The 21,182-nt window shown below is 73.1% G+C and carries 21 protein-coding genes and 1 pseudogene; 14 read left to right on the forward strand and 8 right to left on the reverse strand.

What is annotated here, in order from left to right; all coding sequences use genetic code 11:
• Positions 1 to 62: 62 nt before the first annotated feature.
• Both ACH4UM_RS32415 and ACH4UM_RS32420 read left to right on the forward strand, forming a co-directional pair.
• On the forward strand, positions 63 to 1,334 hold the full coding sequence (locus ACH4UM_RS32415; protein ID WP_398187158.1) for a polysaccharide pyruvyl transferase family protein: 1,272 nt from the start codon (positions 63 to 65) through the stop codon (positions 1,332 to 1,334).
• A complete protein-coding gene (locus ACH4UM_RS32420) occupies positions 1,334 to 2,824 on the forward strand; it encodes an FAD-dependent oxidoreductase (protein WP_398187161.1) in 1,491 nt (496 codons plus the stop codon). The genes ACH4UM_RS32415 and ACH4UM_RS32420 overlap by 1 nt, the downstream gene beginning before the upstream one ends.
• Positions 2,825 to 3,104: 280 nt before the next feature.
• Here ACH4UM_RS32420 and ACH4UM_RS32425 read toward each other — a convergent pair whose 3' ends face one another.
• The gene (locus ACH4UM_RS32425; RefSeq protein WP_398187164.1) at positions 3,105 to 3,437 is read right to left on the reverse strand and encodes a hypothetical protein; all 333 of its coding nucleotides are present in this window, start codon (positions 3,435 to 3,437) and stop codon (positions 3,105 to 3,107) included.
• 290 nt (positions 3,438 to 3,727) lie between these two features.
• Between ACH4UM_RS32425 and ACH4UM_RS32430 the strand changes: the two genes are divergently transcribed.
• Positions 3,728 to 4,573: an RNA polymerase sigma factor SigF gene (locus ACH4UM_RS32430; RefSeq protein WP_398187306.1), complete on the forward strand. Its 846-nt coding sequence runs from the start codon at positions 3,728 to 3,730 to the stop codon at positions 4,571 to 4,573.
• A gap of 213 nt (positions 4,574 to 4,786) precedes the next feature.
• Here the strand turns inward: ACH4UM_RS32430 and ACH4UM_RS32435 are convergent.
• Positions 4,787 to 5,211 (reverse strand): annotated as a pseudogene (locus ACH4UM_RS32435) (hypothetical protein); the annotation flags it as partial.
• Positions 5,212 to 5,414: 203 nt separating this feature from the next.
• On the opposite strand from ACH4UM_RS32435, the gene ACH4UM_RS32440 reads away from it, so the two are divergent.
• Both ACH4UM_RS32440 and ACH4UM_RS32445 read left to right on the forward strand, forming a co-directional pair.
• On the forward strand, positions 5,415 to 6,779 hold the full coding sequence (locus tag ACH4UM_RS32440; protein ID WP_398187167.1) for an FAD-dependent oxidoreductase: 1,365 nt from the start codon (positions 5,415 to 5,417) through the stop codon (positions 6,777 to 6,779).
• A 344-nt stretch (positions 6,780 to 7,123) separates the two neighbouring features.
• Positions 7,124 to 8,224: a YihY/virulence factor BrkB family protein gene (locus ACH4UM_RS32445; RefSeq protein WP_398187170.1), complete on the forward strand. Its 1,101-nt coding sequence runs from the start codon at positions 7,124 to 7,126 to the stop codon at positions 8,222 to 8,224.
• Between the two features lie 159 nt (positions 8,225 to 8,383).
• Here the strand turns inward: ACH4UM_RS32445 and ACH4UM_RS32450 are convergent, their stop codons facing one another.
• Positions 8,384 to 8,617 (reverse strand): chaplin, encoded by a 234-nt coding sequence (locus tag ACH4UM_RS32450; protein WP_398187173.1) that lies wholly within the window; start codon positions 8,615 to 8,617, stop codon positions 8,384 to 8,386.
• Between the two features lie 424 nt (positions 8,618 to 9,041).
• Here ACH4UM_RS32450 and ACH4UM_RS32455 point away from each other — a divergent pair, with 424 nt between their 5' ends.
• The 4 genes from ACH4UM_RS32455 (at position 9,042) to ACH4UM_RS32470 (ending at position 14,195) form a co-directional block, all read left to right on the forward strand.
• A complete protein-coding gene (locus ACH4UM_RS32455; RefSeq protein ID WP_398187176.1) occupies positions 9,042 to 10,322 on the forward strand; it encodes a hypothetical protein in 1,281 nt (426 codons plus the stop codon).
• A 96-nt stretch (positions 10,323 to 10,418) separates the two neighbouring features.
• Positions 10,419 to 10,994, forward strand: a complete 576-nt coding sequence (locus tag ACH4UM_RS32460) for a 2Fe-2S iron-sulfur cluster-binding protein (protein WP_398187179.1) — start codon at positions 10,419 to 10,421, stop codon at positions 10,992 to 10,994.
• Positions 10,991 to 11,983, forward strand: coding sequence for an FAD binding domain-containing protein (locus tag ACH4UM_RS32465; RefSeq protein WP_398187182.1), 993 nt, complete (start codon positions 10,991 to 10,993; stop codon positions 11,981 to 11,983). Before ACH4UM_RS32460 ends, ACH4UM_RS32465 begins: the two co-directional genes overlap by 4 nt.
• 112 nt (positions 11,984 to 12,095) lie before the next feature.
• On the forward strand, positions 12,096 to 14,195 hold the full coding sequence (locus ACH4UM_RS32470; protein WP_398187185.1) for a xanthine dehydrogenase family protein molybdopterin-binding subunit: 2,100 nt from the start codon (positions 12,096 to 12,098) through the stop codon (positions 14,193 to 14,195).
• Between the two features lie 27 nt (positions 14,196 to 14,222).
• Here the strand turns inward: ACH4UM_RS32470 and ACH4UM_RS32475 are convergent, their stop codons facing one another.
• Positions 14,223 to 15,326 carry a hypothetical protein gene (locus ACH4UM_RS32475; RefSeq protein ID WP_398187188.1) on the reverse strand — a complete coding sequence of 368 codons (1,104 nt, stop codon included), beginning with the start codon at positions 15,324 to 15,326 and terminating at the stop codon, positions 14,223 to 14,225.
• 178 nt (positions 15,327 to 15,504) lie between these two features.
• On the opposite strand from ACH4UM_RS32475, the gene ACH4UM_RS32480 reads away from it, so the two are divergent.
• The 3 genes from ACH4UM_RS32480 (at position 15,505) to tgmB (ending at position 17,160) form a co-directional block, all read left to right on the forward strand.
• The gene (locus tag ACH4UM_RS32480) at positions 15,505 to 15,846 is read left to right on the forward strand and encodes a YkvA family protein (protein ID WP_398187190.1); all 342 of its coding nucleotides are present in this window, start codon (positions 15,505 to 15,507) and stop codon (positions 15,844 to 15,846) included.
• 120 nt (positions 15,847 to 15,966) lie between these two features.
• Entirely contained in the window at positions 15,967 to 16,158 is a 192-nt protein-coding gene (gene tgmA, locus ACH4UM_RS32485) for a putative ATP-grasp-modified RiPP (protein WP_398187193.1), read from the forward strand.
• Between the two features lie 15 nt (positions 16,159 to 16,173).
• Positions 16,174 to 17,160, forward strand: coding sequence for an ATP-grasp ribosomal peptide maturase (gene tgmB, locus ACH4UM_RS32490; RefSeq protein ID WP_398187195.1), 987 nt, complete (start codon positions 16,174 to 16,176; stop codon positions 17,158 to 17,160).
• Between the two features lie 102 nt (positions 17,161 to 17,262).
• On the opposite strand, the gene ACH4UM_RS32495 is transcribed toward tgmB, so the two are convergent.
• The 4 genes from ACH4UM_RS32495 to ACH4UM_RS32510 all read right to left on the reverse strand — a co-directional run bounded on the left by ACH4UM_RS32495 (position 17,263) and on the right by ACH4UM_RS32510 (position 19,704).
• The gene (locus ACH4UM_RS32495) at positions 17,263 to 17,520 is read right to left on the reverse strand and encodes a DUF5133 domain-containing protein (RefSeq protein ID WP_398187197.1); all 258 of its coding nucleotides are present in this window, start codon (positions 17,518 to 17,520) and stop codon (positions 17,263 to 17,265) included.
• 145 nt (positions 17,521 to 17,665) lie between these two features.
• Positions 17,666 to 17,911: a WhiB family transcriptional regulator gene (locus ACH4UM_RS32500; RefSeq protein ID WP_398187199.1), complete on the reverse strand. Its 246-nt coding sequence runs from the start codon at positions 17,909 to 17,911 to the stop codon at positions 17,666 to 17,668.
• Between the two features lie 637 nt (positions 17,912 to 18,548).
• On the reverse strand, positions 18,549 to 19,094 hold the full coding sequence (locus ACH4UM_RS32505) for a hypothetical protein (protein WP_398187202.1): 546 nt from the start codon (positions 19,092 to 19,094) through the stop codon (positions 18,549 to 18,551).
• Between the two features lie 43 nt (positions 19,095 to 19,137).
• Positions 19,138 to 19,704 carry an ATP-binding protein gene (locus tag ACH4UM_RS32510; protein WP_398187205.1) on the reverse strand — a complete coding sequence of 189 codons (567 nt, stop codon included), beginning with the start codon at positions 19,702 to 19,704 and terminating at the stop codon, positions 19,138 to 19,140.
• Between the two features lie 207 nt (positions 19,705 to 19,911).
• Between ACH4UM_RS32510 and ACH4UM_RS32515 the strand changes: the two genes are divergently transcribed.
• Positions 19,912 to 20,142: a DUF397 domain-containing protein gene (locus ACH4UM_RS32515; RefSeq protein WP_398187208.1), complete on the forward strand. Its 231-nt coding sequence runs from the start codon at positions 19,912 to 19,914 to the stop codon at positions 20,140 to 20,142.
• A 99-nt stretch (positions 20,143 to 20,241) separates the two neighbouring features.
• Entirely contained in the window at positions 20,242 to 21,162 is a 921-nt protein-coding gene (locus ACH4UM_RS32520; protein ID WP_398187211.1) for a helix-turn-helix domain-containing protein, read from the forward strand.
• Positions 21,163 to 21,182 lie beyond the last annotated feature (20 nt).

Consider the following 21,182-nt stretch of genomic DNA (forward strand, 5'->3'; position numbering starts at 1 on the left):
GGCCCGCACATCGCGCGGAGTTGTCTCCGCAGCCACCCCCTGCCACGGAACGGGAGTTCCGGATGACGTCCTCACAGCATCGGCTGCCCCGCTCGCGGGGGCTGCGCATCGGCCTGCTGGGCTCCTACGGCGGCTTCAACATCGGCGACGAAGCCATCCTCCAGTGCGTCCTGAGCTGTCTTCGGTCCCACCGGCCCCGAGCCGAGCTGGTCGTCTTCAGCCGCGACGCCGAGCACACCCGAGCGCACCAGCCGATGGCCGACGAGGTGGTGGACTGGGAGGGCGTCCCGCAAAAGCGCGTCACCGACGTGCTGTCCGGCCTGGACCTGCTGGTCCTCGGCGGGGGCGGCATCCTCTACGACGGCGAGGCGCGCCGCTATCTGAAACTGGTGCGCGCCGCCCAGGTCCGGGGCGTGCGCACGTTCGCCTACGCGATCGGCGCCGGGCCGCTGCGCGAGGGCGACGACCGGGAGGCCGTACGGACCGTGCTGGCGGACATGGACGAGGTGGTGGTGCGGGACGAGGAGTCGCGGCTGGTCCTGGAGGAGGTCGGGGTCGAACGGGACCTCGTGGTCACCGCCGACCCCGCTCTGCTGCTGCCGCCGGAACCCTTCACGGCCGAGATGATGCGGCAGGAGGGCGTGCCCGCGGAGGCCCGGCTGGTGGGAATGTCGGTGCGGGAGCCCGGCCGGGCGGCGGAGAAACTGGACGAGGGCGACTACCACGCGCTGCTCGCCGATGTGGCCGACTTCCTGGTGCGCCGGCTGGACGCCCAGGTGGTCTTCATGCCGATGGAACGCCACGACGTCCGCCACGCCCACGCCGTCCTGTCCCGCATGACCGCCCCGGACCGGGGCCGGATCCTGCACAGCGCCTACACGCCCGGGCAGGTACTGGGCCTCATGGGCCACTTGGACCTCGTGGTCGGCATGCGGCTGCACTTCCTGATGTTCGCGGCCGTCTCCGGACTGCCCGTGCTGCCGCTGCCGTACGCCGGGAAGGTGTTCGACTTCGCCCGCCGGCTGGGGGCTCCGGCGCTGGTGGGGGTGGCCCGCGAGCAGGTGGGGCTGCTGCTGGCCGAGGTGGACCGGCTTTGGGACGAGTTCCCGCAGCGCCGGGCGGACCTGGGCGAGCGCGTCCGCACCCTGCGGGAGCTGGCCGCCGAGACCTGCGCGCGGTGCGGGGCCCTGCTCGACGGCATGGACGGCGCGGCCCCCTGCGAGGCCGGCGGTGCCGCCGGCGCCAGGGCGCCGGCGCCGCACGGTCTGCACCTGCTGGACGCGGGCCCCGAGGACGGCGCGGTGCGCAGCACCAGCGCCGGGCAGGAGGCGTGATGCCTGTTCTACGCCGCCCCGAGCAGCCGCACACCGTCACCCTGCCACCGCGTACGGCACACCACGCCGGGCGCACGAACGTCCTCGTCGTGGGCGGCGGACCCGCGGGAACCGCGGCCGCGTACGCCGCCGCCGACGCCGGGGCCGACGTGGTGCTCGTCGAGCGGTACGCCTTTCTGGGCGGCAACGCCACCGTCGCGCTCGTGATGCCGCTGATGTCCTTCCACAACGAGCACAAGCAGGCGGTGTTCGGCGCGGACGGCCCCGGGGACCGGCTGCTGCCCTCCGACCACGGCGAGGGCGAGGCCGTGGTGGCCGGCTTCCTGTGGCGGCTGCTGGGCCGGCTCACCGAGCGCGGCGGCTGCATCCCGCCGTCGCTGGAGACCGGCTACACCGTGCCGTTCGACCCGGAGATCTTCAAGCTCGTCCTGCTGGACATGCTGGACGAGGCCGGGGTGCACCTGCTCTTCCACTCCTTCGCGTCGGCCGCGCTGCCCCTGGAGGACGGCTGGCGGGTGGTCTTCGAGACCAAGTCCGGCCCGGTGGCGATCGACGCGGACGTCGTGGTGGACGGCACCGGCGACGGGGACGTGGCCGCCTCCTGCGGGGCCCCGTTCGAGGTGGGGCGCCCGGAGGACGGGCGGGTGCAGCCGATGACGCTGATGTTCCGGATGGCGGACTTCGCCCGGCCCCGGTTCGCCGAGTACGTCCGGGCCCACCCCGACCAGTGGCGCGGCGTCCACGGGCTGTGGGACCTGGTCCAGGAGGCCACGGCGGCGGGCGAGCTGCGGCTGCCGCGCGAGGACATCCTGTTCTTCGGCACCCCGCACCCGCGGGAGATCGCCGTCAACAGCACCCGCGTCACCGGCGCGCTCGGCATCGACGTGTGGGACCTCAGCCGCGCCGAGTGGACGGCCCGCCGCCAGCTGGCCCAGATCGACCACTTCCTGCGCTCGCGCGTGCCGGGGTTCGAGGAGGCGTACGCGGTGCAGAGCGGCACCCAGATCGGCGTGCGCGAGACCCGCCGGGTCATGGGCGACTACCGGCTGACCGGCTACGACATCCTCGACGCGCGGAGCTTCCCGGACGTCGTCGCGCACGGCGCCTACCCGATCGACATCCACAACCCGGAGGGCAGCGGAACGGTGATCAGGCGCGTGCCCCGGGGCCGCTTCTACGACATCCCGCTGCGCTGCCTGCTGCCCCGGGAGACCGACCGGCTGCTCGTCGCCGGCCGCTGCATCTCCGGTTCGCACGTGGCGCACTCGTCCTACCGGGTCATGCCGATCGCGATGGCCACCGGCCAGGCGGCGGGCATCTGCGCCGCGCTCGCCACCCGGGTGGGACGCAGCCCCCGGGAGGTGCCCTACGCCCTGGTCCAGCAGGAGCTGCTGCGCCAGGGTGCCCGGCTGCGCGTGCCCGACGACGGCCACGCACCGGGGCGGGGCGACCTCGCGGGCCGGGCTCCGGGGTCAGCGGCCGCTCCCTGACCCTGCGTGTCGAGGAGGGCCGGGAACCCGCCGCCGGCGTGTCGCGGGCTGGCGATTCGGCGGTCACGTGTCGCGGGGCGCGAGTCTCGGGCCGCGGGCCGCGGGGCACGGGCCGCGGGCCGCGGGGCACGGGCCGCGGGGCACCGTGAACCGCGAACTTCGTCCGGGGGTCCTCAGGCGAGGCGTCGAAGGTGCGGCCCTCGGCCTTCGTCCACCTGGTGATCTTCTGCGGGGCGCCGGGCCGGTGTGCACCCCGGTGACGGCCCGCACGGGCGCCCGCTCAGACCGTGTAGGCGTCCGTGTCCAGGTCGTGGCGTCCGCCCCGCAGCTCGAACCGCACGCGCAGCGCCGCGGCGGCCTGCTCGCGCGAGGCGGTGCCGAGGCCGAAGTGCTGCCGGGCGTACTCCATGACGTCGTCGACGGTCACCCGCCCCCGCAGGACGCGCTCGCCGGGCTCGTGCGTGCCCGCGGTCAGCCGTTCGGTCAGCATCCGCCGCTGGGCCGTGAGGGCGATGTCCGCCGCCACTCCCAGCTGCGCCCGTACGTGCCGGGCCTGCCGCGCCGCGCGCTCGCGCGGCGACCGCTCGCCGCGTCGCTGAACCAGACGCCTCATCCCAACCCCTTGTCCGTCTGCGTCGGCGCCGCGCACAGGTCAGGGCGCGGCGGTGTCGATCACGTGATGGGTCCCGGTTACCCCTGAGCCCGCGGTTCAGGCGCCGCGGATCGCGGTCCGGCCGGTTCCCGGCTTCGCGGAGCGCGTCCCTGCCGAGCGCGAAACAAGCCGGGTGCGAAACAATGGGTGTGAGGTTTGAGGACGGGGGTACACGCTTCGGCGCCGCCCTTGATCACCAAGGCGGTCGGGCAGGACCAGGCATGGCAACGGCTGACAGGGAGGGCCGCACGATGGCGGTGACCACAGAGGTGAAGGCGACTGGGGCTCGCACGGAGCTTCCGGAGGTGGCCGACCCCTCCCAGGTCGCGCCGACCGACGCGCGGGCCCTGTCGCGGGTGTTCTTCGACCGGCTGACGACGCTGGAGGAGGGCACGCCCGAGTACAGCTACGCGCGCAACACGCTGATCGAGATGAACATGTCCCTCGTCCGCTACGCGGCCGGCCGCTTCCGCAGCCGGGGTCCGCAGGAGATGGAGGACATCGTCCAGGTCGGCATGATCGGCCTGATCAAGGCGATCGACCGGTTCGAGCTGAGCCGCGAGGTGGAGTTCACGTCCTTCGCGGTGCCGTACATCGTCGGCGAGATCAAGCGGTTCTTCCGCGACACGTCCTGGGCCGTGCACGTCCCGCGCCGGCTGCAGGAGGCCCGCGTCGAGCTGGCCAAGGCGACCGAGGAGCTCAGCAGCCGGCTGGGGCGCAAGCCCACGACCAGGGAGCTTGCGGAGCTGATGAACCTCCCCGAGCAGGAGGTCGTCGACGCCATGGTGGCCTCCAACGGGTACACCTCCGCATCCCTTGACGCCGCCGTCAGCGGCAGCGAGGACGGCGAGAGCGTCCTGGCCAACTTCATCGGCGCCGAGGACACGAGCATGGAACTGGTGGAGGACATCCACAGCCTCGCTCCACTCCTGGCCGAACTCGACGAGCGGGACCGGCAGATCATCCACATGCGGTTCGTCGAGGAGCTCACGCAGGCGCAGATCGGCGAGCGGCTCGGCATCTCCCAGATGCATGTGTCCCGCCTGCTCAACCGGCTGCTGGCCCGGCTGCGGCAGGGGCTGCTGACCACGCGCTGAGCGGCCGTGCGCCGAACGATCATGCGCCATGATCGTCACCGGGCCGGGCACCCCATGCAAACACATGCAGGGGCCGGACGCCGCCGTCCTGGGGAGGTGGGCGGCATCCGGCCCCGTTCGTGTCGCTCTGAGGGTCGTGGACGGGACGGTCCTGCCGGGGAAAGGACAGGTACAGGTACAGGATCAGCGCCGGTCCTGCCGCGGCAGCTCCTCGACGACCGCCGTGGCCATCGCCCCCAGACACAGGGCCGGCGTAGGCATCCAGCGCACCATGGCCGCCAGGCCGGTGGCCCCGGACGGGGCGGCCGAGACCAGGACGAGGGCGAGACCGCCGACCACGCCGACCACGCCGGCCACGGCCCACCAGCCGGCGCGCGGCAGCAGACGGTGCATCAAGGGGGTGGCGACGAGCAGGGCGAAGGGCAGTTCCATGATGAACAGCGGCTGCACCAGCGCCATGCGCCCGTTCACAGTGCCGGCGCCTGGAACAGTGCGGAGGCCAGCACCCCGCAGATGCCCGCCAGCCACACGGGGCGCCGCGCCAGGTCGAGCAGCAGACGTGGTCCGCCGTCCCGCGCGACGCCGGAGGCCGCCTTGCGCTGGAAGGCGGTGCCCGTGGCGTTGGCGGCAGCGCCCATGACGGCGAAGCACGCGGCCGGCAGGATCACAGCTCCACCATGCCCGAAGCGAGTCGTTGCGTCCTACCACCCCCCTGCCGGGCTTTGAGATCCCATAAGCAAGCCTTATGACCTCATAGACCGGACCCCCGTACCAACTTAGGCTTGCCTTAGTTTAGGGTTGCCGTCGAGTCGTTCCATCACCGCTCGAAGGGAACCCGAACATGTCCCGCCCCCTGCGGGTAGCCATCGTCGGAGCCGGCCCCGCCGGGATCTACGCCGCCGACGCCCTGCTCAAGTCCGACGTGGCCGCCGAGCCGGGCGTGGCCATCGACCTCTTCGAGCGGATGCCGGCCCCGTTCGGCCTGATCCGCTACGGCGTCGCGCCCGACCACCCTAGGATCAAGGGCATCGTCACCGCGCTCCACCAGGTGCTCGACAAGCCGCAGATCCGCCTCTTCGGCAACGTCGACTACCCCACCGACATCAGCCTCGACGACCTGCGCGCGTTCTACGACGCCGTGATCTTCTCCACCGGCGCGACGGCCGACCGGGCGCTGCCCATACCCGGCATCGAACTCGACGGCTCCTACGGCGCCGCGGACTTCGTGTCCTGGTACGACGGGCACCCGGACGTGCCGCGCACCTGGCCGCTTCAGGCGGAGAAGGTCGCCGTCCTCGGCGTGGGCAACGTCGCCCTCGACGTGGCCCGCATCCTGGCGAAGACGGCGGACGAGCTGCTGCCGACGGAGATCCCGCCGAACGTCCACGAGGGCCTGAAGGCAAACAGGGCGCTGGAGGTCCACGTCTTCGGCCGCCGTGGTCCGGCGCAGGCGAAGTTCAGCCCGATGGAGCTCAGGGAGCTGGACCACTCCCCCAGCATCGAGGTCGTCGTCGACCCCGAGGACATCGACTACGACGAGGGCTCGATCGCCACCCGGCGCGGCAACAAGCAGGCCGACATGGTCGCCAAAACCCTGGAGAACTGGGCCATCCGCGACACCGGCGACCGGCCGCACAAGCTGTTCCTGCACTTCTTCGAGTCCCCGGCCGAGATCCTCGGCGAGGACGGCAGGGTCGTCGGCCTGCGCACGGAGCGCACCGAGCTCGACGGCACCGGCAACGTCAAGGGCACCGGCGAGTTCAAGGACTGGGACGTCACCGCCGTCTACCGGGCCGTGGGCTACCTCTCCGACAAGCTGCCCAAGCTGCCGTGGGACCTCGAGACCGGCACCGTGCCGGACGAGGGCGGCCGGATCATCGGCGAGACCGGGGAGCACGTGCAGTCCACGTACGTCACCGGCTGGATCCGCCGCGGGCCGGTGGGCCTGATCGGCCACACCAAGGGGGATGCCAACGAGACCGTCGCCAACCTGCTGGACGACTACGCGGGCGGGCGGCTGCACACCCCGGCGTCGCCCGAACCGGAGGCCGTCGACGCCTTCCTCACCGAGCACGGCGTCCGCTTCACCACCTGGGAGGGCTGGTACCGCCTGGACGCGGCGGAGAAGGCGCTGGGCGAGCCGCAGGGCCGGGAGCGCGTGAAGATCGTCGAGCGCGAGGACATGCTCCGGGAGAGCGGCGCCTAGGCCCGGCAGGACCGGCAAATCCGGCAGCACCGGCAGCACCGGCAGTACTGGAGGGACGCCCGATCCGCCGGGATGGCGCTGGGGAGACTCAAGTGCGTGGCGAACGGGGCCACGCCCCGATGCGGATGGTGGGCGGGCCCCGTCCGGCAACCATTGTGGAAGCCGCCGCCGGGGCCGCGACACGGGTGTGCAGGGGCCGCCGGGGGCGCGCGCCGCGCACACCGTGTGAGCCTCGTGCGTCCCGTGCGCCGCACAGGCCATCTCGCGGCGCGCCTTGGCAGGCCGAGGGCCGGGCGGAGGAGAACGCCAGGCGTGTTTGCGGCCGCCGGGGACAACCGAACACCATGAACCGTCTGCACCTTCCCGGCCACCGGGACCACTCCACCGGCAAGGACGCCCGGCCGCACACCGAGGAAGCGGCTCGGGAGGACGGCCGAGGCGAGGCGTCCGGGGCGCATGCCTCCGCCCCGGACGCCTCCGCCGAACGCGACGCCCCCGACTCGCCGGCCGACCTGCCCGGCCGCTCGTGGCTCGCGGTGCTCCGGCGGGTCGTCGCGGAGTTCCGGAACGACGAGCTGACCGACCGCGCCGCCGCCCTGACGTACTACGGCGTGCTGTCGCTGTTCCCGGCGCTGCTCGTCCTGGTCTCGATGCTCGGCGTCGCCGGGAAGTCGGCCACCCAGCAGGTGCTGGACAACCTGCGGAAGCTGACGCCCGGCTCCGCGCGGGACATCATCTCCCACGCGGTGACTCAGCTGCAGAGCAACGCGGGCATCGGCTCCCTGCTGGCGGTGGTGGGGCTGCTGGGTGCGCTGTGGTCGGCGTCGGGGTACGTCGCCGCGTTCATCCGCGCCGCCAACGCGGTCTACGACATCCCGGAGGGGCGCCCCGTGTGGAAGGTGCTGCCGCTGCGGGTGGCACTGACCGTGACCCTGATGGTGCTCGCCGTGGCCAGCGCCCTGATCGTCGTCTTCACCGGCTCCCTGGCCCGGCAGGCGGGCACCGCACTCGGCATCGGGCACGCGGCGCTGACCGCGTGGTCCATCGCGAAGTGGCCCGTCCTCGTCGTGCTGGTCACGATGATGATCGCGCTGCAGTACTGGGCCACGCCCAACGCCAGGATCCGCGGCTTCCGGTGGATCACCCCCGGCAGCCTGCTCGCGCTGCTGATCTGGCTGGCCGCCTCGGCGGGCTTCGCCTTCTACGTGGCGAACTTCGGCTCCTACAACAAGACCTACGGCACTCTGGCCGGTGTCATCGTCTTCCTCGTATGGCTGTGGGTCACCAATCTCGCCATTCTGCTGGGCCTGGAGTTCGACGCCGAGATGGCGCGGCAGCGCGTGATCGACGGCGGGCACCCGGCGGACGACGAGCCCTACGTGGAACCCCGGGACACCCGCGCCTGGGACGAGGAGGACCAGCGGCGCATGGACGAGGGCTGCTGAGCCGAAGGGCCGGGCAGAGCGAAGTGGACCGGAGAGGAGCGGAGTGGGCAGACCTGCCCACTCCGCTCGGGCGAAGGAGCCGTGCCCCCGTGGGGGCACGGCTCCTTCGCCCGAGCGGGACCGCGGTGCGGGATGCGCACCGGGCCGCCGGGAGGCGCCTTACGCGTTCCCGCACGCGTTCCCGGACGCCGGGTTGAGCAGGCCGGCCAGGTTGAGCGAGTTGCCGCACAGGTTCAGGCCGAGGTCGAGGGGGACCTGGATGACATTGCCGGAGAGGAGCCCGGGGCTGTTGGTGGCGGTGCCCTGCGCCCCGGAGTCGGCGGCTGCCGTCCCCGCACACGTCATCAGCGCCGCACCCGCCAGGACGGCGGCAGCCGTCATTCGGATCCTCATGGAGAACTCCTGTCGCTCGATGTGACACGTGACTTCCACGGTGAGCACGTCCGCCGCCGAAGAACATCTTTCGAGGGCCGATCGGAGTAGCACTGTCAGCCTTTCCGGGCTTGGCATGGACCGAACGGGGAAGCCGGGAAGCCGTCACGCCACCCGCGAAGAGCAGCCCGATGTGCACAAGCCACCGGCGTCAACGTGACGCCGCCGCCCGCCACGGACACCACGGACGTCACCGACCGACTGATCGGGAGCGGCCGATCCACCGCACCGCCCCGCTGACCTCGGGGAAGGCACCGGGCGCACGGAACCGCGGGCGGTGCGCGCCCGCCGCACGCGCCACGCCGGCGCGGGCCCCGCCCGAGGGGGCATGATCCCCCTCGGCGATACTGGAAGGCACACTCCGCCCCCGCCCGCAGATTGGCCCATGTCGAACTCCGCCCCCCTTCCCGTGACCCCGCCCACGGCGTGGCCGGCCCGCGGCCGCCACGCCGGACCGGACGCCGATGACGTCGTACGACGTCACCTGGCCGAGCTCCAGGCCGGCGGCGTCCTCCACAGTCATGCCGAACCGGACGACGTCGACCCGGCCGAGGGGCATGTGTTCGAGGCCCGCTGGCTGGTGGCCGAGGAGGTGACCGTACGGGCCCGGCTCGCCCTGCTGCCCCACCGCGGCGCCGGGGAGGGGCAGGAGTGGGTGCTGATGGCGGAGGCGGAGCGGCCCTGGGACCCGCGATGGCCGTCGCCCGCCGCCATGTTCTGGCCGCAGGAGCCGGACGCCGGCTGGGAGCGTGAGGCAGTCACGGGGCTGCGTCTGGGAGACCTCAACCCGCTGCCGGACGACGACAAGGAGCTCCGCCGCGTCCTTCGGCACGCGGTGCGGGACACCTGGGCCGTCCACGTCGTCGTCCACGAGGCGATGACCCCCGACGAACACGGCCGCGCGGCCCTGGTGCGGCTGCTGCCGGACAGCCTGCGGCACCGGGTCGTGGAGCACCGCGCCGCACCGCACCGCCTCCGGGCCGTCAACTGGGTGCTGGACGACTTCGGCACCCGGGTGCCCCGCGGTGGCGCGGTGGTCCTTCCGGGCAGCCCGGCGCCAACCGGCTACGACGCGCGGGAGTTCTCCGTGCGCAGTGTCTTCCTCGACGGCACCGAGCCGGCCGAACTCCTCGACGCGGTCACGCGCTGCGCCGCGCTGCCGCGGCCGCTGCCGGAGGGTGCCGAGGAGGCGCTCACCGCGCTGCGCGAGCGGTGGCATCTGCGGACCGTCGAGGAGGAACTCGCCCGTGCGCGCGAGCTCGTGGCCATGTACGCCGAGGCCCTGGACGCCATGACGAAGTCCCGGGACCTGTACCGGGACGCGGCCGAACGGGCGCACGAGGCGCTCGCCGTGTACCGCGAGGCCGGGAGCACCCTGCCCGGGAGGAAACCGGCCCGTACGTCGGCGGGGTCGCCCTTCCAGCACCTCGCACGCGGCATCGAACGGCTCAGGGGCACCGCCCTGTCGCTGCGCCCGGGTGCCGCTGCGGTCCCGGCGGCCAGGGACGGCGGAAGGCCCGGGGAGAGCACCGCTTCGTCGCAGGAGGCCGCCTCCGGCGAAGGCGGCGCCATCACTGCGCCGCAGGCCTCCTCCGCCGCCGCCTCCGCGCCCGACCCCGCCGCTCCCCCGGCGGACGGACGGCCGGCCGGCCCCGGCGGGGACTGACCGGCGGCGCGCCCGGGGGCCGGCACGTGTCAGGTGCCGCAGCCTGGATACGCGGTGTGCACAGCACCACGGTCCGTCCGGAAGGTCATCCACGCCATGGGCAGCGACATTCACGACCACGGACGCGGCGGCCCGGCCACCGCTGTGCCGGCCGGGCACCGTTCCGAAACGACGCTCCGGGTCGACGGCAAGCCGCACACCCTCCTTCTCGACCACCGGCGCGTCCTGCTGGACGTACTCCGGGAGGATCTGGACCTCACCGGGGCGAAGAAGGGCTGCGACCACGGCCAGTGCGGAGCCTGCACCGTCCTGGTCGACGGCCGCCGGATGAACAGCTGCCTGTTGCTCGCGGTCGCCCTGGAGGGCTGCGAGGTGACGACCGTCGAGGGCCTCGCGGGCGACGGCGAGGAGCTGCACCCGCTGCAGCGTGCCTTCCTCGACCGCGACGCCTTCCAGTGCGGCTACTGCACGCCGGGGCAGATCTGCTCCGCCGTCGGTGCCCTGGCCGAGGCCGCGGCCGGCCATCCCTCCCATGTCACCGACCCCGCCGCCCCCTCCGGCCGGCCCGTGCGGCTGGACGCGGACGAGATCCGTGAGCGGCTCAGCGGCAATCTGTGCCGTTGCGGCGCCTATCCGCGCATCGTCGAGGCCGTCGAGGACGTGGCCCCGTGAGGTCCTTCGGCTATGTGCGGGCCGCGAGCGTCGAGGAGGCGGCCGAGGCGTTCGCCGCGCGGCCCGGCGCCCGTTACCTCGGCGGCGGCACCAACCTCGTCGACCTGATGAAGCTGGGTGTGGAGCGGCCGGCCGTCCTCGTCGACGTCAGCCGACTGCCCCTGGACACCGTGGAGCAACTGCCCGACGGCTCGCTGCGGGTGGGCGCCACGGTCCGCAACAGCGACCTGGCGGCGCATCCGCTGGTGCGCGACCGTTATCCGGCGCTGTCCCAGGCGCTGCTCGCGGGCGCCTCCGGGCAGCTGCGCAACGCCGCCACCACGGGCGGCAACCTGCTGCAGCGCACCCGCTGCCCCTACTTCCAGGACGTGTCCAAGCCCTGCAACAAGCGCGAGCCCGGCAGCGGCTGCGGGGCCCGGGACGGTGTGCACCGCGACCACGCGGTGCTGGGGTACTCCGAGCGGTGCATCGCCACCCACCCCTCCGACATGGCCGTGGCGCTGGCCGCGCTGGACGCGCGCGTGGAGCTGTACGGCGACCAGGGCGTCCGCAGCGTCCCGGCCACCGAGTTCCACCGCCTGCCCGGGGACCGCCCGGAGCGCGACACCGAGATCCGTCCCGGCGAGCTGATCACCGGCGTGGTGCTGCCGGCCGCCACGGCGGGACTGCCCTCGGCGTACCGCAAGGCCCGCGACCGGGCCTCGTACACATTCGCCCTCGCGTCCGTTGCGGTGGTGCTGAAGGTCGCGGACGGCACCGTCGCACAGGCGGGGATCGCCTTCGGGGCTCTGGCCCACCGGCCCTGGCGGGCGGTGCGGGCCGAGCAGGAACTGCTGGGCGGGCCCGCCACCGTGGCCGCGTACGGGCACGCCCTCGACGCGGAGCTCGCCGCGGCCCGGCCCCTGCGGGACAACGGGTACAAGGTGCCGCTCGCCCGCAACCTCGCCGTGGACGTCCTGGCCCGGCTCGCGCGGGCCGCCGCGGCCTGAACCCGCCCGAACCGGCCTGAACCCGCCAGGACCCGCCAGGACCCGCCAGGACCCGCCAGGACCCGCCAGGACCCGCCAGGACCCGACCGGTATGTCACAGGAGGAGATCCTCATGGCCCGCACCGGTACCGCGCTGGGCGCCCCCGCCGCGCGCCGCGAGGGGCGCCAGAAGGTCACCGGCGCTGCCCGCTACGCCGCCGAGCACCCGCTGCCGGGCCGCGCCCACGCCTGGCCCGTGCCCGCCACCGTCGCCCGGGGCCGGGTGACCGCGATCGACGCGGCGGCCGCGTCGGACCTTCCCGGCGTCCTGGCCGTGCTCACCCATGAGAACGCTCCCCGGCTCGCCGAGCCGGAGGACCCCACCCTGGCCGTCCTGCAGGGCCCCGCAGTTCCGCACCGCGGCTGGTTCGTCGCCCTGGTCGTGGCCGAGTCCCCGGAGGCGGCCCGCGCCGGAGCCGCGGCGGTCCGCGTGGAGTACGCGACGCGGGAACACGACGTCACCCTCACGACGGATCACCCCGGGGCGTACCGGCCCGAAAGCGCCAACGGCGGCTACCCGGCCCTGCGCGAACACGGCCACCCCGAGAGCGCCTTCGGTTCCGCCGCCGTCCGTGTCGACGTCGCCTACCAGGTGCCGCCGCTGCACAACCACCCCATGGAACCGCACACCAGTACGGCACACTGGGACGGCGGCCGCCTGACCGTGTACAGCTCCAGCCAGGGCAGTACCGCCGTGCGCGACACTCTCGCCGCGCTGTTCGAACTGCCCGCGGACCGGATCACCGTCGTGGCCGACCACGTCGGCGGGGGCTTCGGCTCCAAGGGCACACCGCGCCCCGACGTGGTGCTCGCCGTGATGGCGGCACGGCAGACCGGCCGACCGGTGACCGTGGCCCTGCCCCGCCGCTTCCTGCCCGCCGTCGTGGGCCACCGCGCCCCCACCCTGCACCGGATCCGGCTGGGCGCCGGGGCCGACGGCCGCCTGACCTCCCTCACCCACGAGGTCACCACGCACACCTCGCGCGTCAAGGAGTTCGTGGAGCAGGCCGCGGTTCCCGCGCGCGTCATGTACGCCGCGCCGCACAGCCGTACCTCCCACCGTGTGGTGCGGCTCGACGTGCCCACTCCCTCCTGGATGCGCGCACCCGGTGAGGCGCCCGGCATGTACGCGCTGGAGTCCGCCATGGACGAACTCGCCACCGAGCTCGGCATGGACCCCGTGGAGCTGCGTGTCGTCAACGAGCCGGAGACCGAACCCGACAGCGGCAAGCCGTTCAGCAGCCGGCACCTCATCGAGTGCCTGCGGGAGGGCGCGGCCCGGTTCGACTGGTCGCGGCGCGACCTTCGGCCCAGGTCCCGGGCGGAGGGCCCCCTGCTGGTGGGCACCGGCGTGGCCGCGGCCACCTACCCGGTGTTGCTGTGGCCGTCCACCGCCGAGGCACAGGCACTGCCCGACGGCACGTTCGTGGTGCGCGTCAACGCCACCGACATCGGCACCGGGGCCCGTACCGTGCTCGCCCAGGTGGCGGCGGACGCCCTCGGCGTGCCGCTCGACCGGGTCCGGACCGAGGTGGGCTGCAGCGATCTGCCGGCGGCTCCGCTGGCCGGCGGGTCGTCCGGGACCGGCTCCTGGGGGTGGTCCGTGCACGAGGCGTGCGCCCGGCTGGCGGCGCGGCTCGCCGACCACGCCGGGCCACCGCCCGGTAAGGGGCTCAGCGCCCGCGCGGACACCGCGGGTCAGGCCGACGCGGAGAGTTCCTACGCACGCCACGCCTTCGGGGCGCACTTCGCGGAGGTCGCCGTCGACACGGTCAGTGGCGAGGTCCGGGTGCGCCGGCTGCTCGGTGTCTACGCCGCGGGCCGGATCCTCAACGCCCGTACCGCCCGCTCCCAGTTCGTCGGCGGCATGACGATGGGGCTGGGTATGGCGCTGACCGAGAACAGCACGATGGACGCCGCGTTCGGCGACTTCACGGAGTCGGACCTGGCGTCGTACCACGTGCCGGCCCACGCCGACGTGCCCGCGATCGAGGCGCACTGGATCGACGAGTCCGACACCCGTCTCAACCCGATGGGGAGCAAGGGGATCGGCGAGATCGGCATCGTCGGCATCGCGGCCGCCATCGGCAACGCCGTCCACCACGCCACCGGGGTCCGCTTGCGCGAACTGCCGCTGACACCGGACAAGATCCTGACGGGGTGGGCGGGCTGACGGCTTGCCCGGCGTGAACGGCCGGGCTCAGTCCGTGGGCGTGGGCCGTGGTGCCGGGTGTCTTTCGGCGACCTGCACCATCAGCAGCAGGGAAAGCGCGGCCAGCGATGCCAGGGAGGCGCACACCGCGGTCAGCCCGGCGCTCCAGGGCGGGGCCACCGTGATCGCCAGGTTCCGGGACAACTCCGCCGAGGCGAACCGGCCTTCGAAGTAGCCGACGCCCGCCAGCACGGCCGGCACCACCGCTCCCGCGACCAGTAGGGCCACTCCGGCGCGCAGCACCAGGGCGAGGGCCAGTACGCCGCACAGCCCCGACACGGCGAGGGTGACCCCGTAGACGGGGATCGAGGCGCCCTCCCGCCGCAGCGGGAAATAGGCCGCGCCGCACACCACCAGCGCCGCCGCGGCGAGCCAGCTGGGCCAGAACACCGGCCTCCGCAGCCGCTTGCGGCGCGGGGCGGCGGGGACCGGATCGAAGTGGCCCTCAAAGTGGCCCTCGAGGCAGAGGCCGGAGCGGCCGGCCGCCACGTCCCGGGCCGCGGCCACTGGAACCTCCGGGGTTTCCGGGGCCGCCGGGGCATGCGCCCTGCCGTCGGCCTCGACGACGTGCCGTCCGTCGTCCCGTTCCCGGGCCAGCCGCCCTATCAGCTCCACGAGTTCCTCGACGGGCCGTCCCGTGGCGGCGGCCTTGACGGCCTCCCGGCCGCAGTGCGGCAGTTGCGGCGCCCGGTGCAGCAGTTCCACCAGCCGGGTCACGTCCGCCACGCAGCGGCCCGCGACCGCGGCGCGGATCGCGTCGTCGGCGCTGTCGGCCGCGCGCGGCGGCCTGGTCAGTTCGGCGACCAGGCGGGCGACGTCCTCCACGGGGCGCTCCAGCGCCACCGCGCGCAGGACGTGGCCGGCGGCGCCCGGGTACTCGGGCGAGGCCTCCAGGAGGGTGACGAGGCGGACCACCTCCTCCAGGGGGCGGTCGCCGACGGCGGCCCGCACCAGACGGCTCACCGGATCGCCGTCCGGGCGCCCGGCCTCACCCCCGCCCACGAGCCCTCCGGGCGGCTCCGCCCAGTGGAGCTCCTCGGTGAAGGCGATCACGGACTGGTTCGACTGGGGTGGTGAAGAGCGGGTGGTCATCTGGGCTCCATGGCAGGGGTGCGGCCGCTCCTGCGCCCCCGAAGCGCGACACGCCTTTTACCCTGACCATTACTAAGGTTCCCGCGAACGCCTCGCCACTCAGGTGAGGCAGCGGGGTGACGGGGAATCCGACAGGGGCCGGGCGCCGTGGCGCAGCAGCAAGAGAAGGGCGCGAACAGTGGACTCCACCGCGAAGGTGCTCCTCGTCGCCGCGGTCGCCGCGGCCGTGGTGCTGACCGTGGCCGCCGGTCTGCTCGTGCGGCTGGTACGGGCCCGGCGGGACCTGCGCCGCGCCGGGCTTCCGACGGGGCCGCGCTGGGTCTTCTGGGGCGCCGTCCTCTACTTCGTCCTGCCGGTGGACCTGTTGCCCGACCCGGTGTACCTCGACGACATCGGCGTCCTGCTTCTGGCGCTGCGCACGCTGCACACTGCCGCCGGCGACCGGCTGCCCCTGCCGGTGCACCGATTGGGACGTTCCAGGCATCTCGGCCACTCGGACGTCAATGACTACGCTCCGTAAGGAAACCAATCACCCGTTCGATTCGTATAAGTCTCGGGAACCCGAAAAAAGTCAGCGGGCCAAGCGACACCGCAAGGATGACCACCGCTTGATCGCGGCTGCACCGAATGGGGAGAGACGATGCAACCGTTCGCGCTCAATTACGCACGTCCGGCCGTGGAAGGACAGGCCGGATCTCCGTACGCCTACGACTCCGGACTTCAGTTGAACGTGCTCCACGACGGACGGATCGCCGCGTCCGACCGGGCGCTGCTGCGGGAACTGGGCACCACCACCTCCACCGCGGGCTCCAAGACGCACTTCGACGACTGAACACGGCCGGCGACGATGACCGTACTGATCCTCACCGGCGAGGAGGACGTGACGGCGGACATGGTGGTGGTGCACCTGAACGCCTCCTCGGTGCCGGTGGTCCGGCTCGACCCTGCCGACCTGACCGCGGGCGTGGCGCTCTCGGGCGAGTACGTGCACGGCTCCTTCCGCGGCCATCTGTCCTCCGGGGGACGGCTGGTGAGCGTGAGCGGCCTGCGCTCGGTCTGGGTGCGCAGGCCCGGAGTTCCGGCGGCCCGGGCGGCCCAGCCCTCGCCGTGGCTGACCGAGGAGGCCGCGCAGGCCCTCTACGGCATGCTGCGGGGTTCCGGGGCACGCTGGATGAACCATCCGGACGCGGCGCAGCGCGCCCGGCACAAGCCCTGGCAGCTGCGGCTCGCCCAGCGCAGCGGCCTCCCGGTACCCGCCACCTTGATCACGACCTTTCCGCAGGCCGCCCGGGAGTTCGCCGAGCGGTTTCCCGACCTGGTGGTCAAGCCGGTCTCCGGAGCGCATCCGCAGGAACCGCCGAGGACCGTGCCGACCAGCCGCGTCGCGCCGGACACGGACTTCGCCGCGGTCGCCTACGGCCCCACCCTGCTGCAACGGCGCGTCGCCAAGCGCGCCGACGTCCGGCTGACAGTCGTCGGTGACACGCTGCTGGCCGCCCGCAAGGCGACCGAGGCGGACGCCGATCCCGACGAGGTGGACGTCCGTTTCGCCTCGTCCGCCGCGCCCTGGCAGCCGGCCGAGGTCCCGCCGCGCGTCGCCACGGCCGTGCGCACCTATCTGAGGGAGGCCGAACTGGCCTACGGGGCCTTCGACTTCGCCGAGGACGCGGACGGGACCTGGTGGTTCCTGGAGTGCAACCAGTCGGGCCAGTTCGGGTTCATCGAGGTCGAGACCGGCCAGCCGATCGCCCGCACCATCGCCGAGTGGCTGGCCCGGCCCGCCGCTGCGCGGGCGGCGGAGGGCGTCAACGGCGGGCGCACCATGACTCCTTGATGTCCAGGCCGGGCGGAGAAGCTCGTGGCCGAATCGTGACCTATTGCGGTCCGCCGCTTCGGCACGCCGTGCCACGGAAGCTCCCCACCCGGCCGTGAGGATTCAGACGGCCAGCGACAGGCCGTTGTCCCCGTCGGTGTCCGGCGCGACGTCCGCCGTGCGTCCGGGGGCGAGCAGCAGGGCGTCCGCCCGGGCGATCGCGTCGTGGATGCTGGTGGTCCCCATCATGACGCACAAGGTGTAACTGACGTCCTCCAGTTCCCGAGCCGCCTCGGCCCTCTCCCTCTCCGCCTGAGCGATCTTCAGCGATGCGTACCGAGTCAGCAACGTCCTGACGACCTTCGGGTCCGGAACCAGCACGGAGCGCCCCTCTCTCGATTTTTGCTCCGTATGCCCCAGGCACGCCGTGCCATGCATGCCGGGCGCCTCGCGGCACACGATTGACGAAATTCAGTCGATTTACGGTCCGATCAGCCACTGACCGGCACCAGGGGCCCGTCGGCTCTCACCGACCGCGGTCCTCGGATCTCCTGCGCGCCGCGGCGCGGCGCTCCCCCGCGGTCATACCGCCCCAGACACCGTCGTACTCGCTGTTGCGCAGGGCGAAGGCCCGGCACTCGCGCAGCACGGGGCACCGGTGGCACACCGCGCGGGCCCGTGCTATCTGCCGCAACGACAGGCCGCCCTCCCCGAGCGGGAAGAACAGCTCCGGGTCCTCGGAACGGCATGCCCCGCGCTCACGCCAGTTCATGGCCGGGTCCCGGCCGGTGCGGGCTGGTGGATCGCCGTACGGCCCAGCCACCCGCCGTACTCGCTCCGTTGGGTAACGCTCACCGGGTCCTCCGCAAAACTCGGCCCGCATGTCCGGGCAGCTCCCGTCCGCGGCGACAGGGCGCCGCACGACCCGGCAGAGGTATCCCGCAATATAGGTGCTTTGGGGTTCTTCGGCCAAGATTGGGTGAGCGGCACGCAGGATGCGCACAGGAGAACGAAGCGCCCCGAGCAGCCGCGGGCGGACACCCTACGGCCGCGGGGGCGGTACGGCGGCGAACTTCCCGTGGGCGGAGCGGATCCGGACGGCCGGATCCGGACGGCCGGATCCGGACGCACCGCGCACGGCCGCACCGGGCCCGTCACAACTGCCTCCGGTCCCCGGGGGGGGCATGCCGACTCGGTCGAGCGGCGGCCGGCCCGGGGTGGTACGGATGAAGCCGGCGCCGGGGTTCGGGCACGATGTGCCTGACGGCACCCGAAGGCGCCCACGAGGGCGCGATGGTCGCCGCGGCGCGACGAGCGGGCGGACCCGAGCGGACAGACCCGGGCAGACGGACCCGAGCAGACCGAGCCGACCGGACGGACCCCGGGCCGAGGCCGTCGGCCCGGCGGGTTCACACGCCGAGGGCGTCGGCGAGCTCCGTCGTGGCCCGGGCGATCTCGCCGTCCCGGTCCGCCAGCAGCGTCCGCAGCGCCCCCGGCCGGGCGCGGACGGCCTGCCGCGCCCGCCGCTCCCACACCACCGGGTTCTCGCGGTGGTTGAGGAGCTTGGGGTAGACGGCGGCGACGCTCTCCCACTGCCGGGCGTCGGCGATGTTCTTGAGCAACTGGATGATCTGCGGCCGGCAGGTCACGTACGGCAGCTGAACGAGTTCCCACAGGAACGGGACCGTGGCGGCGGTCGCCTGCTCCACGACGAAGCCGTACTGGCAGATGCGCCGGCGCAGGTCGTCCAGCGCGGTCCGGGCGGTGTCGGCGTCACCCGAGGCCACCCTGCCGAGCAGCCGGGGAATCGCGGCGGCCGAGCCGGTGGAGTCCCTGATGTCGCTCCAGGGCACCTGTCCCAGTGCCGACAGGGGCGTGGTCGTGGCCACGCCGGTCGATGGAGTCACGCGGTCGGTGCGCTGTGTGCTCGGCTGCTCCGTCGGTGCGGTGCGCATGGCATAGGGCCTTTCCGCGGTGGTCGTATGGGGGGAGTGCGGTTCAGCGGGGCGGACGGGTCGGGAGCTTCGCCCAGACCGTCTTGCCGGCCGGAGGTCTCGGGGCCCAGCCCCACTGCTCCGCCAGGGCGTCGACGATGCACAGGCCCCGGCCGTGTTCCGGCAGACCGGGGCCGGTGGCGGGCGCCGGAACGGGCCGGCTGTCACAGGGATCGGAGACGGTGAGCACCAGATGGGTGGTGTCGAGGACGAGCCCGAGCCATACGTCCGCGTCGCCCACCGGGGCGAACGGCACCGCGTGCGTCGCGGCGTTGGCGGCGAGCTCGGTGACGACGAGGGCGGCGTCGTCACCGCAGTGGTCGAGCGACCAGCCGCGCAGTGTCCGGCGCGTGAACTCCCTGGCCCGGGCGAAGCCCTCCCGGCCGCAGTCGATTCGCAGCGCGGCGGCCGCGAGTGCGCCGGTGACCACGTCCGGCTCCCGGAAGGACGCGGCGCCGACGGCCCGGGCTCCTGGCATCAACCCGTCGGCGACGACGGCCTCGTCCACCCACGGTGCCACCGTGGCGGCTGCGCTGGACGATCCGAACTCAGGGCTCGCAAGTGGGGGCACGGCATCTCCCTGATGCAACGTCACCGAGTAGCGCCCACCGAAGGGTTGACGCCCCCGCTAGTATCCACGCTGACAGCGTCCGCGTGCAATTGCACGAGAAATTTCTCGTGAAAGTGCGTGGAAGTGGGAGAGTCGACGGGACGCGGTCGGCCGGCCCGGAAGGCCGCGCACAGCGCACGACGGAACGTGAACAGCAAGGAGACTGCGGTGCCACAAGTGCGGAACGGAGTGCGGGCGAGCTCGTTGGGCGCCCGCTGGATCAAGAGCCGGCACAGCAACGCCGAGGGCAACTGCGTCGAGGTCGCCGCCCTGGTCGACGGAGTCATCGCGATGCGCAACTCCCGTGATCCCGACGGCCCGGCCCTGGTCTACACCCCGGCGGAGGTCGCCGCGTTCCTGGCGGGCGCCAAGGACGGCGAGTTCGACCATCTGCTGTGAAGCGGAAGCCAACTTGCCCACTTGTCCGGGCGGATGCGCTCCGCAGCCGAGCGGTGCGATAGTGTAACCCTCAAGTCTGCCGGTCTACTGGGAGTCAGGATGTCCGCCGAGTCGCATCGCATCTCCCGCCTCGAACCCTACCTGGACCGGCCGGAGCCGGCACCGACTCTGCTGAAGCTGCTGGTCGGCGTCCAGCTGACGGGCTTCCGCGAGGACGCCCGCATGTCCCAGGAACAGGCGGCACGCGAACTCGGGTTCAGCGCCGCCAAGCTCTCGCGCATCGAGTCGGGCAAGGGACGTCGCCCTCCGGCCGAGGGCGACGTCCTCGCCCTGCTGCGGCTGTACGGAACGGACGAGTACGAGTCGTCGGTCCTGCTCAGGCTGCTGCGGCGCGCGGGCGAGCCCGGCTGGTGGCAGCGCTACGACAAGCGGTTGATGCCCGAGTGGTTCGACCGCCTGGTCGGGCTGCAGGAGGCGGCCGCCGCGATCCGCACCTTCGAGATCCAGTACGTCCCCGGTCTTCTGCAGACCGCGGCGTACACCAGGGCCGTGGTGGAGCGCGGCCTGCCCACCGCCTCCGCGACCGAGGTGCAGCGGCGCGTGGAACTGCGCATGCGACGCGCCCAGTTGCTGCTGCGCCAGGACGCCCCGCAGCTGTGGGCGGTCATCGACGAGTCGGTACTGCTCCGGGTGCTCGGCAGCCGCGAGGTCATGCGGGAGCAGCTCGCCCACCTCGTCGACATGAGCGAGCGTCCCAACGTGACCGTGCAGATCATCCCGCTGGACGTGACCAACGCGTCCGCGCCCGCCATCCCGATCACGTATCTCCGCTTCGGTGGGCTCGATCTGCCCGACGTCGTCTACCTCGAGCACATCAGGAGCGCCAACTTCCTCGAGGACCGCGACGAGACCGAGGAGTACCGGATCGCCCTGGACCGACTGGCCGACGAGGCGCTGACCCCGCAGGAGTCCCTGGCGCTGCTGCGCAAGACCATGGAAGCCCGCTACTCGGCGCCCTGAGTCGATGATCCCCTTCCCCG

Source organism: Streptomyces sp. NPDC020801, assembly GCF_044334385.1.
Classification (GTDB): domain Bacteria; phylum Actinomycetota; class Actinomycetes; order Streptomycetales; family Streptomycetaceae; genus Streptomyces.